Source organism: Arthrobacter sp. JUb119 (genome assembly GCF_024807995.1).
Classification (GTDB): Bacteria; Actinomycetota; Actinomycetes; order Actinomycetales; family Micrococcaceae; genus Glutamicibacter.
Genome location: NZ_JANUFE010000001.1, coordinates 765,121 through 781,235, shown reverse-complemented (window position 1 = coordinate 781,235; position 16,115 = coordinate 765,121). Strand labels below are relative to the sequence as shown.

General features: G+C 60.8%; 15 protein-coding genes. 5 read left to right on the top strand and 10 right to left on the bottom strand.

Going from position 1 to position 16,115, the window contains the following annotated elements:
- The first annotated feature begins 49 nt into the window (after window positions 1–49).
- Window positions 50–673, top strand: coding sequence for a hypothetical protein (locus M2368_RS03735; RefSeq protein WP_146112900.1), 624 nt, complete (start codon window positions 50–52; stop codon window positions 671–673).
- Between the two features lie 27 nt (window positions 674–700).
- On the opposite strand, the gene M2368_RS03730 is transcribed toward M2368_RS03735, so the two are convergent.
- The 9 genes from M2368_RS03730 to pdxT all read right to left on the bottom strand — a co-directional run bounded on the left by M2368_RS03730 (window position 701) and on the right by pdxT (window position 10,329).
- Window positions 701–2,968, bottom strand: a complete 2,268-nt coding sequence (locus tag M2368_RS03730) for a RelA/SpoT family protein (RefSeq protein WP_105658282.1) — start codon at window positions 2,966–2,968, stop codon at window positions 701–703.
- 238 nt (window positions 2,969–3,206) lie between these two features.
- Entirely contained in the window at window positions 3,207–4,175 is a 969-nt protein-coding gene (secF, locus tag M2368_RS03725; protein ID WP_105658281.1) for a protein translocase subunit SecF, read from the bottom strand.
- A complete protein-coding gene (gene secD / locus M2368_RS03720; RefSeq protein WP_105661368.1) occupies window positions 4,168–5,892 on the bottom strand; it encodes a protein translocase subunit SecD in 1,725 nt (574 codons plus the stop codon). The genes secF and secD overlap by 8 nt, the downstream gene beginning before the upstream one ends.
- 60 nt (window positions 5,893–5,952) lie before the next feature.
- Window positions 5,953–6,363: a preprotein translocase subunit YajC gene (gene yajC / locus M2368_RS03715; RefSeq protein ID WP_105661369.1), complete on the bottom strand. Its 411-nt coding sequence runs from the start codon at window positions 6,361–6,363 to the stop codon at window positions 5,953–5,955.
- Window positions 6,364–6,550: 187 nt separating this feature from the next.
- Window positions 6,551–7,600, bottom strand: a complete 1,050-nt coding sequence (gene ruvB, locus M2368_RS03710; protein WP_105661370.1) for a Holliday junction branch migration DNA helicase RuvB — start codon at window positions 7,598–7,600, stop codon at window positions 6,551–6,553.
- A gap of 26 nt (window positions 7,601–7,626) precedes the next feature.
- On the bottom strand, window positions 7,627–8,244 hold the full coding sequence (gene ruvA / locus M2368_RS03705) for a Holliday junction branch migration protein RuvA (RefSeq protein ID WP_105661371.1): 618 nt from the start codon (window positions 8,242–8,244) through the stop codon (window positions 7,627–7,629).
- Between the two features lie 108 nt (window positions 8,245–8,352).
- Window positions 8,353–8,952: a crossover junction endodeoxyribonuclease RuvC gene (ruvC, locus tag M2368_RS03700; protein WP_105658276.1), complete on the bottom strand. Its 600-nt coding sequence runs from the start codon at window positions 8,950–8,952 to the stop codon at window positions 8,353–8,355.
- Window positions 8,953–8,955: 3 nt separating this feature from the next.
- The gene (locus M2368_RS03695; RefSeq protein WP_105658275.1) at window positions 8,956–9,714 is read right to left on the bottom strand and encodes a YebC/PmpR family DNA-binding transcriptional regulator; all 759 of its coding nucleotides are present in this window, start codon (window positions 9,712–9,714) and stop codon (window positions 8,956–8,958) included.
- Window positions 9,715–9,717: 3 nt separating this feature from the next.
- Entirely contained in the window at window positions 9,718–10,329 is a 612-nt protein-coding gene (pdxT, locus tag M2368_RS03690; protein ID WP_105661372.1) for a pyridoxal 5'-phosphate synthase glutaminase subunit PdxT, read from the bottom strand.
- 159 nt (window positions 10,330–10,488) lie between these two features.
- Between pdxT and M2368_RS03685 the strand changes: the two genes are divergently transcribed.
- On the top strand, window positions 10,489–11,322 hold the full coding sequence (locus tag M2368_RS03685) for an aldo/keto reductase (RefSeq protein ID WP_332486101.1): 834 nt from the start codon (window positions 10,489–10,491) through the stop codon (window positions 11,320–11,322).
- Complete coding sequence (locus M2368_RS03680) at window positions 11,306–12,001, top strand: DUF6226 family protein (RefSeq protein ID WP_105658272.1); 696 nt, start codon at window positions 11,306–11,308, stop codon at window positions 11,999–12,001. Before M2368_RS03685 ends, M2368_RS03680 begins: the two co-directional genes overlap by 17 nt.
- Before the next feature lies 1 nt (window position 12,002).
- Here M2368_RS03680 and M2368_RS03675 read toward each other — a convergent pair whose 3' ends face one another.
- Window positions 12,003–13,220, bottom strand: a complete 1,218-nt coding sequence (locus M2368_RS03675; RefSeq protein WP_332727545.1) for a CapA family protein — start codon at window positions 13,218–13,220, stop codon at window positions 12,003–12,005.
- A gap of 76 nt (window positions 13,221–13,296) precedes the next feature.
- Here M2368_RS03675 and M2368_RS03670 point away from each other — a divergent pair, with 76 nt between their 5' ends.
- Both M2368_RS03670 and M2368_RS03665 read left to right on the top strand, forming a co-directional pair.
- On the top strand, window positions 13,297–15,309 hold the full coding sequence (locus tag M2368_RS03670; RefSeq protein ID WP_498724021.1) for a M3 family metallopeptidase: 2,013 nt from the start codon (window positions 13,297–13,299) through the stop codon (window positions 15,307–15,309).
- Window positions 15,309–16,076 (top strand): GNAT family N-acetyltransferase, encoded by a 768-nt coding sequence (locus tag M2368_RS03665; RefSeq protein ID WP_498724020.1) that lies wholly within the window; start codon window positions 15,309–15,311, stop codon window positions 16,074–16,076. Before M2368_RS03670 ends, M2368_RS03665 begins: the two co-directional genes overlap by 1 nt.
- Window positions 16,077–16,115: the final 39 nt, after the last annotated feature.

Genomic DNA, 16,115 nt, shown 5'->3' with positions numbered 1-16,115 from the left:
ATCGCTTGCACACCGCCAACGCGGCGGCGCGAACTGGTTCAGTAGCTCTATGGAAACGAGAAATTCCCCAGCTACCGGACCTCGCGCCGCCGCGTTGCGCATTCCCGGGGACCTGTGGATCGCTGGTGAGATGTTCACCCGCAACGAGCTGCACGCCATGGCCCACAACGGCCTGCTGATCGAGGTCCTCGGTGATTATTTTTTGCCCAGCAGCATCCGAGTCAACGCGTCGGTGCGGGCACGGATTGCAGGTTTCGCCTGTGGCCGCGAGCTGGCCCGCGATGCGGTGCTAGCTCGCCAAACTGCAGCCTGGATCCATGGGCTCTTGCCGTCAGTGTCCACATTGTGCATCTACACCAAGAGCTACCATCGGCCGTTCTACCCCGGGCACGGGCTGAGGGCGGAATTCGCCCAAATGCAGGTGCCGGATACGGACATGGTGTTCCGCAGCCGCATCAGGGTGACCACCGCATTGCGCAGCGCCTGCGACTGCGCGAAATACGATCCATTGCCCATTGCCAGCCGCGTTCTGGGCACAGTCGCGGCGCTGGCAGATCCCTACCTGACTTTGGACGCCATCAAACAAGCCCTGGCATCTGAGGTTCCCTCACCCGAGCGCTCCCGAGCCCTGCGCCTGGTCCAGTCCTTCTCCGATACGGCGCAAGCGGCCTAGGTTGCCGCCGCGGGGTGCACCGCGCTATTAGCGGCGGGACCCTGCGGTGGTGCGGTAGACATCGTAGACGCCATCGATGCGGCGTACTTGGTTCAGCACGTGGCTCAGGAACTTGGGATCGCCCATTTCGAAGGAGAAACGGGAGATTGCCACACGGTCCTTGCTTGTCTGCACACTGGCCGAAAGGATGTTCAAGTGGCTTTCGGAGAGTATCCGGGTGACGTCGGAGAGCAGCGACTTGCGGTCCAATGCTTCGACCTGGATCTCCACCAGGAACACGCCATGGTGCTTGGTGGCCCACGTGACATTGACCAGTCGATCCGGCTGCTCGGCGAGCTGCGTCAGATTCAGGCAGTCGGTGCGGTGCACCGAGACTCCGGCGCCACGGGTTACGAAACCCTGGATTTCATCTGGCGGCACCGGGGTGCAGCAACGCGCCAGCTTCACCAGCACATCCCCCAGGCCCTCGACGATCACGCCGGCGTCGTTGCCCGTAGCCGGGCTGGGAGCCATTGGGCGGACTACCGCTTCCTCATCGACCTGTTCGGCTTCTGGAGGGCCAATCAGGGCCGTTAAATGCTCAATGACGTTCTGTGCACTGGTATGGCCGTCGCCCACGGACTGGTACAGGGCCGAAATGTCCGTGTGGTGCAGTTCGTTGGCTACCGCCGTGAGCAGGTCGTGAGTCATCAATTTCTGCAATGGCAGCTGGTTGCGACGCAGTTCCTTGGTCAGCAGCTCCTTGCCCTTTTCGATGGCCTCCTCGCGGCGTTCCTTGGAGAAGTAACCGCGGATCTTTGCCTTGGCACGAGGCGAGCGGACAAAGTTCTGCCAATCCTGGGATGGGCCAGCGCCTTCGGCCTTCGAGGTGAAGACCTCCACCACATCGCCCTGCTTGAGCTCGGTATGCAGTGGGACGAGCTTGCCATTGACGCGGGAGCCGATGGTGCGGTGGCCGACGTCGGTGTGGATCGAGTAGGCGAAATCCACCGGTGTGGCACCAACCGGCAAAGACATGATGTCGCCCTTGGGGGTGAACACATAGACTTCAGCGGAGCTGATCGTGTAGCGAAGGCCGTCCAGGAACTCTTCGGAGTCGGCGGTATCCGCCTGCCACTCCATCAAGGAACGCAGCCAATCCATATTCTGTTCCGGCGAAAGCATGGAGTTATCGGTCTGCCCATGCTTGTACTGGAAGTGCGCTGCTACACCGTATTCGGCGCGTACGTGCATATCGTGGGTGCGGATCTGGATCTCTACCGGCTTGCCTTCAGGACCCATCACCGTGGTGTGCAGCGACTGGTAGAGGTTCAGCTTCGGGATCGCAATATAGTCCTTGAAGCGGTTAGGCAGTGGATTCCACTCCGCATGCACGACGCCCAGGGCGCCGTAGCAGTCCTTGACGGTATCCACCAGGATGCGCACGCCCATGAGGTCATGGATATCGTCGAAGTCCTTGCCTCGCACGATCATCTTCTGGTAGATCGAGTAGTAGTGCTTGGGCCGGCCGGACACCGAGGCATGGATGGCGACATCGCCGAGATCGCCCGAAAGGGTCTGGCGGATCGAGGAGAGGTACTTTTCACGTTCCGGAGTGCGATCGCCCACCATGCGGACGATCTCCTGGTAGACCTTCGGGTGCAAGGCAGCGAAGGACAGGTCCTCCAGCTCCCACTTGACGGTGTTCATGCCCAGACGGTGTGCCAACGGTGCGAAGATCTCCAGGGTTTCCTTCGCCTTGCGCGAGGAAGATTCCGGGGATACGTAGCGCCAGGTACGGGCATTGTGCAGGCGGTCGGCCAGCTTGATCAGCAGCACGCGGATGTCGCGGGACATGGCCACGACCATTTTGCGCACGGTCTCTGCCGGGGCCGCATCGCCATAGGTGACCTTGTCCAGCTTGGTCACGCCATCGACCAGCATGGCGATTTCCTCGGAGAATTCCTTCTTAACCGACTCCAGGGAGTAATCGGTGTCTTCAACGGTGTCGTGCAGCAAGGCGGCGGCAAGAATCGAGCCGGTCATCCCCATCTCCGCCAGGATCGTGGCGACGGCGACCGGGTGCGTTATGTACGGGTCGCCGCTCTTGCGCTTCTGGCCTTCATGGTACTTTTCGGCGACCTCGTAGGCGTGTACCAGCAGGTCCAGATCCGCCTTCGGATGCTTGGACTTGACCGTGCGCAATAGCGGTTCAAGGGTCGGCGATGTGCTCGGGGTGCTCCCCCGGCCAGCAAAGCGCACCAAACGAGAGATAGAGCGTCGTTTCGAATTGTTCAGGTTAGGCGTATTCGCCATGCCCCGCTCCTTCCCGTTGCCGTTGGATTCTTTCCCGAGCCTGCGTGAAGCCCGACGGAATCCAACGGTAGTTCCGGGCCACCAGATCACTGGTAGCCGTGCACTGAAAAAACACCTTCTTTAGTTCAAACGTTATAGCACGTTCGGGCGGTGACAACTAATTACGCATCTTCCCGCTTAAGCGAATTGGTGCCCCCAGCAAATGCTGGGAGCACCAAATTCAGATCTTCGGATCGGTTTAGGCAGCAGCCATCTTCTTATCGTGCGCTACCACGTCGTCGTCCTTGTGGCGGAGCCAATGGAACATTGGCGCCTGCACGAACAAGGTCGACAGGGCCGAGACGATGATACCGACGAACAGCGCCAAGGACAGGTCCTTGAGCGTACCGGCACCCAGCAGGTAGGAACCGATGAATAGGATCGCGGCCACTGGAAGCACGGCAACGACCGAGGTGTTGATCGAGCGAACCAGGGTCTGGTTCACAGCGAGGTTCACCAGCTGCTCGAAGGTGCGCTTGGACTGCTGGGTGTAGTCCTTGGTGTTTTCGCGGACCTTGTCGAAAACCACCACGGTGTCATACAGCGAGTAGCTCAGAATGGTCAGGAAGCCGATGATCGCGCTGGGCGTGATTTCGAAACCGGACAGCGAGTAGATGCCCGCAGTCACGATCACCACGGTAATCAGTCCGACGATCGCTGCCAGCGACATCTTCCAGGTTCGGAAGTAGGCAGCCATCAGCAAGCCAACCAGGACCACGAAGACTACCAAGCCAACCAGTGCCTGGCGCGAAACGTCTTCACCCCAGGTTGGGCCGATGAAGTTACTGGTAACTTCATCGCTGGAGACGCCGTAGTTCTCGGCGAGCTGGCCGGCGATGGCCAAGGTCTGGTCATCGCTCAAACGCTCAGTCTGCACGCGCATGGTGCCCGGAGCAATGTTAGTGACCGTTGCCTCGGAACCCGAAGCCACCGAGCTAACAGTTTTTTCACCAATCGAGATATCAGTGTTCTGCACATCCGAAACGGTGAATTCAGAACCACCGCGGAAGTCGATGCCCAGGTTGAAGCCGCCCTTGACCACTGGAAGCAGGATCGACAGCATCACCAGAATACCGGCGATCAGGAACCACAACCGGTACTTGGAGGTGAACGGGTAGGAACGCTTGCCGGTGTAGAGCTCGTTGCCCCAAGTGACTAGCTTATTCATTGTTCTCCTCCTGGGCCTTGGCCTGCGTGCTGGCTGGCTGTTCGGCCTGTGCACGGCGACGCTCGGCAATCGTCATGCGCTTGGCGGCCTCAGCCGAGGCCTTCGCATTCTTCTTGCCGCGGTTTGCCACAACGTTTTCATCGAAGCGGCGAACCTTGCCTGCACCTTGGTACAGCGGCTTGACGCCAAGCAACGATGGATCCATGCCCGAGAGCGGGTGGCCGTTGGCGAAGAACTTGGTGCGTGCCAGCAGGACCAAGGTTGGATGGGTCAGTCCGTACACGACCACGAGGTCAACGATTGCGGTCAGGCCCAAGGTGAAGGCGAAGCCTCGCACGTTGCCCACGGCAACGATGTAGAGCACTACTGCAGCCAACACGTTCACGGCCTTGGAAGCCAGAATGGTGCGCTTGGCACGCTTCCAGCCGATATCCACGGCGCTTGCCAATGGCCGGCCTTCGCGCAGCTCATCTCGAACACGCTCGAAGTACACGATGAACGAGTCCGCGATCAGGCCGATCGCCACGATCAAGCCAGCCACGCCCGCCAGCGACAGGCGGTAGTTCATGCCCCAGCCAAGCAGGACCAGGCAGAGGTAGGTCAGCACACCGGCGACGAGCAGCGAAGCGATGGTCACCAAGCCCAGGGCGCGGTACTGGAACAGCGAGTAGACGAATACCAGGACCAGGCCGATAACACCGGCAATGAGGCCCGCGGTCAGCTGGTCAGCACCCAGCGTTGCAGAAACCTGGCGCTCTGACTGGATGTCGAAGCTGATTGGCAGTGCGCCGTACTTCAGCTGCTCGGCCAGCGCCTGCGAGGTGTCCTGGGTGAAGCCACCGGAAATCTGCGGACGGCCATCGGAGATCACCGCATTGGTGGTTGGCGCCGAAATGGTTTCGCCATCAAGCACGATGGAGAACTGGTTCTGCGAACCCTGCAGGGCAATCAGACGCTGCGTGGTATCGGCGAAGATCTTGGTGCCCTCGGCATCGAATTCGATGACGACGACCCATTCGCCGGTGACCGAACCATTGACGCCGCGAGCGAGCTGCGCATATGCGTCCTTGATCTTGTCGCCGGAGATTTCCTGTGGGCCAAGGATGTACTTGACGCCCATGTCGGTATCGCAGGAGATCATTGGCTTGGCCGGGTCCGCAGCGTCGCCGCCACGGTCCTTGAGCTCGGTTTCGCAGTCGTAGCCTTCAAACTCCTGGAAGAGCTCTGCGGTGATCCAGTTGGTGTCCGATGGGTTCTCTGGCTTGCCCTCGGGCTTTGGCAGGTCTTCCTTGGGAGTGCGATCTTCCTCAGGAGTGGCTGCGTAGCTGCCGGTGATCAGCACCGGGCGGAACTCCATGTTGGCCGAGGCCTGGATCAAATCGCGAGTGGTCTGGTCCGGGGTGCCGGGCATCGAGACCACAACGTTGCGACCGGACTGGGTGGTGATTTCCGATTCGGTAACACCGGAACCGTCCACACGCTGGCGGATGATCTCCACAGCTTGGTCCAGTTGTTCTTGGTTGATTGCTTCGTCGCCCTGGACCCGAGGGGCCAGGATCATCTCGGTACCGCCTTCGAGGTCGAGGGCGAGCTTCGGTCCCCATCCGGTTTTACCGTTCGCTGCACCGGCTACCAACACGCCGGTTGCGATGATGAAGACGATCAGCAACCATAGCAACGCTTTGCGCGCCTGCTTAACAGGTCTGATTGATGACATCTATTGTGCTTTCTGGTTTGGGTGGCTTAGCCTTCAGGCCACCGCTATGCTGCCCGGGACTTAGGCGTTGCGCTCGTCCTTGCCCTCATCGTTCAGGCGACGCAGGGACTCTTCCGGGGTTTCGGTGGTGCTGGTGGATTCTGCAGCGCCGTCGGCCACGGCCGGGGTTGCTGCATCCTTGTCCAGGAAGGTGGCAATGGCCTGGCGGTGCAGGTTCAGCACTACGCCCGGTGCGACCTCGACCTGGACGCGATCCTCTGCGTCAACGCCGACGACGGTGCCGAAGATACCCGAGTTGGTCATCACCTTGGCGCCTGGCACGGTGTTGTTCTTCAGCTTCTCCTGCTGGGCGGACTGCTTCTTGCGGCCACGGAACATCATGAAGATCAGCACTGCGAACAGCGCGACCATCAGGATCAGCGAAGGGTTGAAGCCGCCACCAGCGGCCTGAGCGATTACGAGGGGATTCACGTATTTACCTGCTAACGAATTGTTGCGATTTGATCTGAAGTTCTGGGATGCTGTTGCGGCTATTTCTGGCGTAATACAGCAAAGACGCCCCACCTCGCCCCGAAACGGGCATAGGTCGGGCGTCTTTAGTCTAATGCGTCACGGTGAACCGGCAGACCATTTACGCGGGCAGTGAAGTAATGCTTGCCTAATCCTCATCGTTTTCATAGCTTTGCGCACTGGCGAAGATGGCATCCTTTGGCATCGCCAAGCCCAAATGCGCCCAGGCTCCGGGCATGGCAATACGACCGCGCGGGGTCCGGCCCATCAGCCCTTCACGCACCAGGTATGGCTCTGCGACAGTTTCGACGGTTTCGGTTTCTTCACCCACGGCGATGGCCAGGGTCGATAGCCCCACCGGTCCCCCGCCGAATTTGGTGCACAAGGCTTCGAGCACACCCCGGTCCAGGCGATCAAGGCCACGTGCATCGACCTCGTACATGTCCAAGGCGGCCTCGGCCGCTTGGGCATCGATCTCTTCGAGCTTATGCACCAGCGCCCAGTCACGCACGCGGCGCAGCAGGCGGTTGGCGATACGGGGCGTACCGCGGGAGCGTCCGGCGATCTCGGTGAACGCGGCCGAAGTGACGCTCAGATCAAGCATCATGGCCGAACGGCGCAAAACCAGTTCAAGCTCCTTGACCGCGTAGAACTCCAGATGGCCAGTGAAGCCGAAGCGGTCACGCAACGGGCCGGGCAATAGTCCGGCGCGCGTGGTTGCGCCAACGAGAGTGAAGGGCGGAAGCTCCAGTGGAATGGCCGTGGCGCCGGCGCCCTTTCCGACGATGATATCTACGCGGAAGTCTTCCATGGCCATGTAGAGCATTTCCTCGGCCGGCCGGGACATGCGGTGGATTTCATCGAGGAACAGCACCTCGCCTTCGGTCAGCGAGGAGAGGATCGCGGCCAAGTCACCGGCGTGCTGGATCGCTGGGCCGGAGGAAATGCGCAATGGCGCGTTCATCTCGGCGGCGATAATCATCGACAAGGTGGTCTTGCCCAGGCCCGGCGGGCCAGAAAGCAGAACGTGGTCCGCGGTGCGTTCGCGGATTTTCGCTGCTTCAAGTACCAGCGAGAGCTGCTGGCGCACTCGGGACTGGCCCACGAAGTCGTCGAGGTTCCGCGGGCGCAGGGCCGCTTCGATTACCCGTTCCTCGGGTTCGCTGCCGGCGTTCGTGAGCCCGGTGGAGTCATTCATGATCAGTTGATCCTCTCGCAGACCGCTTAGGCGCGGGTTCCGCTGGACATGCTGCGCAGTGCAGCACGCAAGATTTCTGCGACGTTGCCGGTGGCAACGACATCTGGATCAGCCTTGGACAGCGATTTCAGGGTGCTGGTTGCATCCTTTTCGCTCCAGCCCAGGCCGGTCAGCGCCTCGATCACCTGCGGTTCCCAGACGCTCGCGTTGCCGCCGCCGGAAACCGGAGCCACTGGCGCGCCAGTCGGGATCAGCTTGCCGTTCAGTTCCAGCACGATGCGGCTCGCGCCCTTGGGGCCAATGCCCGATACCTTGGTGAAAGCGGCGGTGTCCTTGGTGTTCGCCGCGATGCGGACTTCCTCCGGAGAGTGCACCGCCAAGATGGCCAAGCCGGTGCGCGGTCCGATGCCCGATACGGAAACCAGGACCTCGAAGACATCGCGTTCCTCAGCGGTGGCGAAGCCGAAGAGGGTCATCGAATCCTCGCGGACCACCATGGAGGTGAATACCGTAGCCTCGCGTCCTGCCTGCAGGGTGGACAGCGTCCCGGGGGTGGCATTGACCAGCATCCCGAAGCCGTTAACGTCAATTACCGCGGTATTCAGGGCTACCGCCTGCACGGTGCCGGTCAATGAGCTGATCATGCCACTCCTTGGGATATATGTTCGATCGAACCCAGTTTATCGAAGATACCTACGAATATCGATCCGCCGCGTTCCCCGGTGGGTCGAGGCCGCTGCCGTGCTGGCCGGCTAGCGGCGCACTGCACGGCGCTTGGCCGACGCCTCAGCGGCAATCCACGCCTGCTGCGCACCGGTCAGCTGCGACGAACCACCGGCATTAGCCGCGGAGGCCGAGGCATTCGAGCCGGTGGCCGCACCGCGCCAGCCGTGGGTAATCGCCAAGGCCACCGCATCAGCGGCGTCGGCAGGCTTAGGCGGTTCATCGAGCCGGCAGATCTTGGCAACCATCTTGCCGATCGCCGCCTTGGTGGCCTGTCCCGAACCGGTAACCGCCGCCTTGACCTCGGTCGGCGTGTGCAGGGCCACGGGTATTCCGCGTCGCGCTGCCGCGGTGATGACAACGCCGGTGACCTGCGCGGTGCCGATGACCGTGGAGACGTTCGCCGATGCGAACACGCGTTCCAAGGCGAGCACATCGGGCTGATGCAGATCCAGCCATTCGTCGATGGCGTTGGCGATCTTCAAGAGCCGGGCATCGAGCGGAGTGCCCGGAGGGGTGCCGGCGACGGTGACGTCGACCAGCGAAACTTGCCTGTTTGCGGCGACGTCGACCACGGCAAGACCGCAACGGGTCAGGCCGGGATCGACGCCAACAACACGTAAGGCCAAGCCTTACTGCTCTTCGTCCAGCGCGGCGCGAACCTCGTCGGACAGATCAGCGTTGGTGTAGATGCCCTGGACATCATCCAGTTCTTCCAGCGCGTCGTAGAGCTTGAGGAACTTGCGAGCTCCTTCAACGTCCAGGTCGACCTTCATCGATGGAATGAATTCCATTTCGTCGGACTCGTAGGCGATGTCCGCTTCATCCAGCGCAGCGGCCACAGCGCGCAGGTCCGAAGGGTCGCAGACGATGGCGAAGTTCTCGTCCTCGTCCATGATCTCGTCGGCACCGGCGTCCAGCACGACCATCAGCAGGTCGTCTTCGGTCAGCTCGCCCTTGGGCAGGCGGACAACGCCCTGGCGGTTGAACAGGTAGGCGACCGAACCCGGGTCGGCGATGGTGCCGCCGTTGCGGGTGATGCCCACGCGCACCTCGGAGGCTGCACGGTTCTTGTTGTCGGTCAGGCACTCGATCAGCAGGGCCGAGCCCTGCGGGCCGCGTGCTTCATAGATGATCTCGGTGTAGTCGACGACCTCGCCGGTCAGGCCTGCGCCGCGCTTGACGGCGCGGTCGATGTTGTTGATCGGCACGGAGTTCTTCTTGGCCTTGCTGACAGCAAGTTCCAGTGCCGGGTTGCCGGCCATGTCGGCGCCGCCGGCACGGGCGGCAACTTCAATGCCCTTGATGAATTTTGCGAAGGCCTTGGCGCGCTTGGCGTCGATCGCGGCCTTCTTGTGCTTGGTAGTTGCCCATTTGGAGTGGCCTGACATGCTTTAAGCGTCTCCTCGCGTGAGATTGATGAAAAATTGGTGGATAGCGGTGCTGCCGGTGACTTCCGGGTGAAAGCTGGTTGCCAACAATTTTCCCTGGCGTACTGCAACAATTCTACCCTGTTCGTGATCCGTCCCCGCTTGAACGGTGCTGATCACTTGCACGTCCGGGCCAATTTGCACGGCTTCCGGTGCGCGGATGAACACCGCTTCGAGATTTTGCCCGTTGAAGTCCAGCTGGTGCTCGAATGAGTCGATCTGGCGCCCGAACGCGTTGCGCTTGACCGTCATGTCGATGCCGCCGAAGCTTTGCTGTACCGCGCCATCTCGCGAGATTGCAGGGTTCTCGATGCGATCGGCCAGCATGATCATTCCGGCGCAGGAGCCGTAGGCTGGCATGCCTGCTGCGATGCGCTCCTTGATGGGACCAGCTAGCCCGTAGTTGCGGGACAGCCGGTCAATCACCGAGGACTCGCCGCCGGGAATCACCAGCGCGTCAACCTGCTCCAAATCGACGACGGTGCGCACCATGTGCGTGCGCTGCCCGAGCCGTTCCAAAGAGGCCAGATGTTCGCGGAAATCCCCTTGCAGAGCGAGGACGCCTATTTTCGGCATGGTTCTAACCTTCATGGTGTTCAGTGGTTGGCAGCACGAAAAATGCGCCGAAATAACGTTAAACCCAGAGACGCCGTGCGCCTGTTTTGTTTCCCGGTGTGTCGCGGATTCTTCGACGCCGCCTCCCGGCAAGTGGTGGAACTTGGTAGGTTCAAGGACATGATTGCTGATATTTCTTCCCTCGAACTTGCCGGTGGCGTGAGCATGCCCTCGATCGGTTTGGGCACGTGGCCCATGCGTGGATACGAGGCGGCCGCAGCGGTGCTGTCCGCCCTCGACGTGGGCTACCGCCGCATTGATACAGCGGAGAACTACGAGAATGAGGACGCCGTGGGCAAGGCCCTGGCACAGAGCCGGCTTCATCGCGATGAAATTTTCGTAACCACCAAATTCAACAAGCAATGGCATTCGACCCAAGGCGTGCGCCAGGCGTTGGAGAACTCCCTGGACCGCTTGGGTCTTGAGTATGTGGATCTGTTCTTGATCCACTGGCCCAACCCCCCGCAGAACACCTATGTCGAAGCCTTCACTGAGCTGGGCAAACTAGTAGACGAGGGCAAGATCCGGGCTGCGGGAGTCTCGAACTTCAAGCCCTACCAGCTGCAGAACGTCCTGGATTCGGGGCTCGTGCCGGCGCTGAACCAGATCCAGGTTGATCCTGAACGGCAAAGCGTCGATTGGCAAGGTTTCAACACCGAGCATGGCGTTCGGACCGAATCCTATTCCCCGCTGGGACGCAAGAAATCTGGACTCCTTTCACATCCTGCCCTGGTCCGGATCGCCCAAGCGCATGGGAAGAGCAGCGCGCAGGTGACCTTGCGCTGGCATGTCCAGTCCGGGCGGGCAGCGGCACCGAAATCGGCAGACCAGCGGCGGCAGAGCGAGAACCTGGACATTTTCGACTTCCAGCTCACCCAGGCGGAAATGGCCGCCATCAATGCCATGGATACCGGTGCTGGCCCCTTCACCGATTCGGATGAGTTCGGGCACTGAATTCCCGCAATACCTGCATGCGGCAGAAACGGAGAACCCGAACATGCTTCACGGCTACCAGCGCCCAGATATCGAAGTGGCGGATTACTTCGACGAGCACGGTGCGCTGATCCCCTATGGCCAGCGCTGGGATGAGCAGCCTCCAGCGGAGAGCTATTCGCTGACCTCCCATGTGCAACGCTTTGCCCCGGTGCCGCAGGTAGCCCAGGCGTTGCTGGATTGCCTGCGCGAGCAGTTCGAGGTGCGTTGCTTCGAAGATCCCGGGCTGGCCAGGCAAATGCGGATTCAACCGGGCCATGTGGTGCGCTCTGTTCGCGTATTTCCGATGGATTCGCGCTGCGCGCCACTGGGCATGGTCTTCACCACGTTTCCCGCGGTGCACCTGGAGCTCGGCGCGTTGTACCGCGCGACATTTCCGCCGTGCGGCTGCGATGGATGCGACGAAGTTGTCCCAGAAATCCTTGAGGAACTCGAGATCCAGGTGAGTGCCGCCGCGTCCGGAGGATTCGGCGAGTTCCTGGATCGAGGCATGGACCGCCTCGTGCACTGTTTCGACGTTGACCGGACAGGATTCGGCGAGCAGTCCCGCGGCCTCGAAGACATATCGCCGGCACGGCTAGCCAGAGCACGCGCAATTCTTCCCTCAAGCCGCGTGTGGGCACCTTGGCCATTGCGCTAGGTCAGTCCAGCGTCCACTCTCGAAGTCCGTCGTCGAATGCGCCATAGGCATTCACTGTGGCCTCGCTGCGCTTCAAGGAGGCTTTTGCTTCATCTTCCCGTATGCATCCAGCAGCATCGAAGACTTGGCACCAGGCCACAGGTTCATTTGAGAGCTGGTGCGGTACCCACCGCAATTCGCTGACATCCCATTCGCCGGGCGCTCCCTGGGTAAACGTTGCCTTTACGCTGATGCCTTCGCGGTTGAGAATGGTTGGTGTGGCGTGTTTTGCCACGGAATTGCCCAAACCGTAGACGATCCAGGTTCCGTCGTGCTTCTCAATGGGCAATACCGAGTGGGTGTGGTGCATGTAGATGAAATCGAAGACACCGGACTCTGCCAAGGCTCGACCGAGCCTTTTCTGGGACGCTGTCGGTTCGGTGCTGTATTCAGCCCCATCGTGCACGGCAGCCACGACGATGTCCGCTCCCGCCTTGCGCGTTGCCTTGCCCCTGGCGATCAGTTGCTGCGCATCCACCCCGGTATCGACTTGCCAGTCAGCTTCTTCCGGCAAGCCATTGAGCGAATAGGTGCTGGTTACTACACCGAGCTTCACGCCTTCCATGTCCAGGATCGATGGCTTCTCGGATTCTTTTTCACTGCGGTAGGAGCCGGTCGCGAAAAGCCCATTCGCTTCCAGAGCGTCCAGCGTTCGCTCTACTCCGGCCGTCCCGGCATCTACCGTGTGATTGGTGGCAGTGGTGCATCCGTCGTAGCCAATAGCGCCGAGGTCGGCCAGGATTCGATCTGGGACCGTGAACCGCGGATACCCCGAATACGGAGGGACACCAATCGGTGTTTCCAGATTGCATAGCGCCACATCTGCGTCCTGGACATAGGGTGCCAGGCCCGCAAGCAAGGGGCTGAAATCGTAGTCGCCGCCGTTGCCCGTTTCCGCTCCAGCCGCTTGCTTCGCTTCATCCAATAGCTGCGGATGCAGCAGTACATCGCCGGTAACCATCAGCGATAGCTCTTCGGGTGCCGAAGGTGCGGCCGAGGCATCCGCTATGGCTGAACTCGGAGCCGGTTCCGGCGAGGCAGGAACGCTGGCCTGGACGGAAGGCTGCGGGGTTGCTGGTTCTGCGTGATCGCTTGGGACTGCAGAGCAACCGCCAATCAGCAATGCGGCCAGCAGCGTTGAGCTCAGCGGAAGAAATGCAGGCAGTGCACGTTGGGGCATGCATCGAGCCTAGCTCAGCTGGGCATCTGGGGTGTAAATGCAAGCTAAATCACGTTTTCCATGAAAACCTAGGCCTATGCAAAACCCGCTTCTGACTCCCAGTACCAGGCCCTACCAATGGCCAGCCTTCGACCAGCTCACCGCTGAGCATTACCTGGAGGCAGTCCGGCTCGGCGCAGCCGAACAGCGTGAGGAGCTGCAGCGCATCATCGACGATGCCCAGGCTCCCACTTTTGAGAACACTTTCTTGGCGCTGGAAGCCAGCGGGCAGACCCTGCGCCGTGCGCTCATGACGTATTTCTCGGTGATTTCCGCCCACGGCACCGAAGATCTGCGGGCGATTCAGTCGGAGATTTCTTCGATCTGGACTAGGCAAGAAGATGAGATTTACCTAAACCAAACCTTGTACTTGCGTCTACAAGCTTTGAATTATGAGGGTCTCCAGGGTGAAGATGCCCGTCTAGCCGAGCAAACACTGAAGAATTTCCAGTTGGCCGGCGCAGGCTTGGGCGACGCCGAAAAGGACCAGTTGAAGGCACTGAACGCCAAACTCGCTGAGCTTTCCACGCAGTTCGCTGACCTCGTCCTGGAAAATCAGAATGCCCACGCTGTGCACTTCGACGATGCTGAGGAACTCGCAGGTCTTTCCAGCCAAGCGATCGAGTCCGCTGCGCAAGCCGCCAAGCAAGCAGGCCACGCATCGGGATACTTGCTGACGCTGGTTTCGCCTACCCAGCAACCGGTCCTGGAGTCGCTCGCGTCAAGCCAGTCCCGCCGCAAGGTGTTCAATGCCTCGATCAGCCGTGGCACCGAGGAAAACGCGACCATCCATGTGGCCGCCGAAATGGCACAGCTTCGCGCTGAACGCGCCGCTCTGCTCGGATTCGCCAACCATGCAGAAACCGTGCTCGACCAGGCCACTGCACCTTCCACCGCTGCGGTGGAAGAACGGCTGGCCGAGCTAACCAAGGCCGCCACCGCAAATGCCCGCCAGGAAGCCCAGGTGCTGGGCAAGATCGCCGGTGCCGAAATCAACGCGTGGGATTGGAAATACTTCTCCAACCAGGTCTTGCGTGAGGAGTACTCGGTGGATTCCGAGGCACTGCGCAACTACTTCGAATTAGACCGGGTCCTGGTCGATGGGGTCTTCGCGACCGCTACCAAGCTGTTTGGCATTACCTTCAGCGAGCGGTTCGACCTTCCCGCCTACCACCAGGATGTTCGCGTCTTCGAAGTTTTCGACGCCGATGGCAAGCCGCTGGCGCTCTACACCGGCGACTACCTGACCAGGAATACCAAGAAGGGCGGTGCATGGATGACCAGCCTGCGCGATGCCGCTTCGTTCCTGGACGAGCGGCCAATCGTCACCAACACCTTGAACATCACCCCGTCTGCGCCGGGTGATCCGGTTCTGCTGTCCATGGATGAGGCAAATACGCTGTTTCACGAGTTCGGCCATGCGCTGCACGGGATGTTCTCCAGCGGAAAGTACGCTTCGCTTTCTGGCACCTCGGTCCCCCGCGATTTCGTGGAGTTCCCATCGCAGGTCAACGAGATGTGGATGCTCCACGAGGATGTCGTATCCGGTTATGCTATCCACCACCAGAGCGGCGAAGTATTGGACGATGCGCTGATCGAGAAGATCCGCGCGGCTTCGCTATGGGGCCAGGGTTTTGCAACCACTGAGTACCTTGCCGCCAGTGTCCTTGATTGGGCCTGGCACACCATCAGCGCCGGGACTGTTATCGAGGATCCGCTGCAGTTCGAACAGGACGTGCTTCAGGGCGCCGGCTTCGACTCCGCAATGATTCCGCCTCGCTACCGCACCGGTTATTTCCAGCACATTTTCGCCAATGGATACTCCGCTGGCTACTACTCCTACATCTGGAGTGAGGTGCTCGATGCCGACACTGTGCAGTGGTTCGAGGAAAATGGGGGCTTAATGCGCGAAAATGGTAATCGGTTCCGTGAGGAACTGCTTTCGCGCGGAAATACGCGCGATCCCCTTGAGTCCTACGAATTATTCCGCGGCCGCACCGCATTGGTTGAACCGTTGTTGCGCCGTCGAGGATTGGTGAACGCAGAATAATGACCACTATTGCCTCCGCACAGGAAGCACTAAGCCACTGGCATCAGGCACTTGCAGTCGCCACCGGCGGCAAGATCTTTACCACCCACGGATGCTCATGGGCATGGCAGCCAGTACGCAAGCGGCTGATCCTGCTGTTCCCCGAACAGCCAGAACAGGCGGGCCTGCGTCCGGCGCTAGCCGAAGGCCATCGGCTCGGCGCCCGGCGTGTGGAAGCTTGGGTTAACTCAGGCGCCCACGCGGATGAGCTGAGGGCGACCGGTTTCTCCGATAATGCCCAGGTTTCCTGGCATGCTGGCCCATTGGCCATTCCAATGGATCGTTGGACCGGCAAGATCCGTTTGGGCAATAACGTGCCTGAGGCCACGGGAGCTGATGCGGCCGAGCTGAATGTGACGAACCTTTGGCGCGAGACCAGCACCCAGCTCTCCAGCGGGCATCCGGCATTGCGCCGCGTCGAGCATGCCTTGGCTCGTACCGACGAGGGAGAGATCGTGGGCCGGGGCTTTGCCCAGCAGGGCCCGAACGGCCAGCTCATGGTGCATTCCTTGGCCGTAGGCAAGGAACATCGCCGCCATGGCGTTGGCACTGCCTTGCTTCATGGCCTGTCGCGATCAATGATCAATCCGCTGTCGCCGCCAGACGATGAGGTACCGCAGGAGCTGCTCGCTGCCGCCACGCCGTCGAGCGCCGACTTCTTCAGCGCCAATGGGCTCAAGCTCCTTGGTCGTGGACGCCACATGATCTTGCGCTCCTGGAAGCAGTAGGGATCATCTAATACGGCAGGACCCCAACCGGCCCCGGGA

Coding starts and splice junctions, on each gene's coding strand:
- M2368_RS03735 (WP_146112900.1), top strand. CDS start 50: ATGGAAACGAGAAATTCCCCAGCTACCGGACCTCGCGCCGCCGCGTTG.
- M2368_RS03730 (WP_105658282.1), bottom strand. CDS start 2,968: ATGGCGAATACGCCTAACCTGAACAATTCGAAACGACGCTCTATCTCT.
- secF (WP_105658281.1), bottom strand. CDS start 4,175: ATGAATAAGCTAGTCACTTGGGGCAACGAGCTCTACACCGGCAAGCGT.
- secD (WP_105661368.1), bottom strand. CDS start 5,892: ATGTCATCAATCAGACCTGTTAAGCAGGCGCGCAAAGCGTTGCTATGG.
- ruvB (WP_105661370.1), bottom strand. CDS start 7,600: ATGAATGACTCCACCGGGCTCACGAACGCCGGCAGCGAACCCGAGGAA.
- ruvA (WP_105661371.1), bottom strand. CDS start 8,244: ATGATCAGCTCATTGACCGGCACCGTGCAGGCGGTAGCCCTGAATACC.
- M2368_RS03695 (WP_105658275.1), bottom strand. CDS start 9,714: ATGTCAGGCCACTCCAAATGGGCAACTACCAAGCACAAGAAGGCCGCG.
- pdxT (WP_105661372.1), bottom strand. CDS start 10,329: ATGCCGAAAATAGGCGTCCTCGCTCTGCAAGGGGATTTCCGCGAACAT.
- M2368_RS03685 (WP_332486101.1), top strand. CDS start 10,489: ATGATTGCTGATATTTCTTCCCTCGAACTTGCCGGTGGCGTGAGCATG.
- M2368_RS03680 (WP_105658272.1), top strand. CDS start 11,306: ATGAGTTCGGGCACTGAATTCCCGCAATACCTGCATGCGGCAGAAACG.
- M2368_RS03675 (WP_332727545.1), bottom strand. CDS start 13,220: ATGCCCCAACGTGCACTGCCTGCATTTCTTCCGCTGAGCTCAACGCTG.
- M2368_RS03670 (WP_498724021.1), top strand. CDS start 13,297: ATGCAAAACCCGCTTCTGACTCCCAGTACCAGGCCCTACCAATGGCCA.
- M2368_RS03665 (WP_498724020.1), top strand. CDS start 15,309: ATGACCACTATTGCCTCCGCACAGGAAGCACTAAGCCACTGGCATCAG.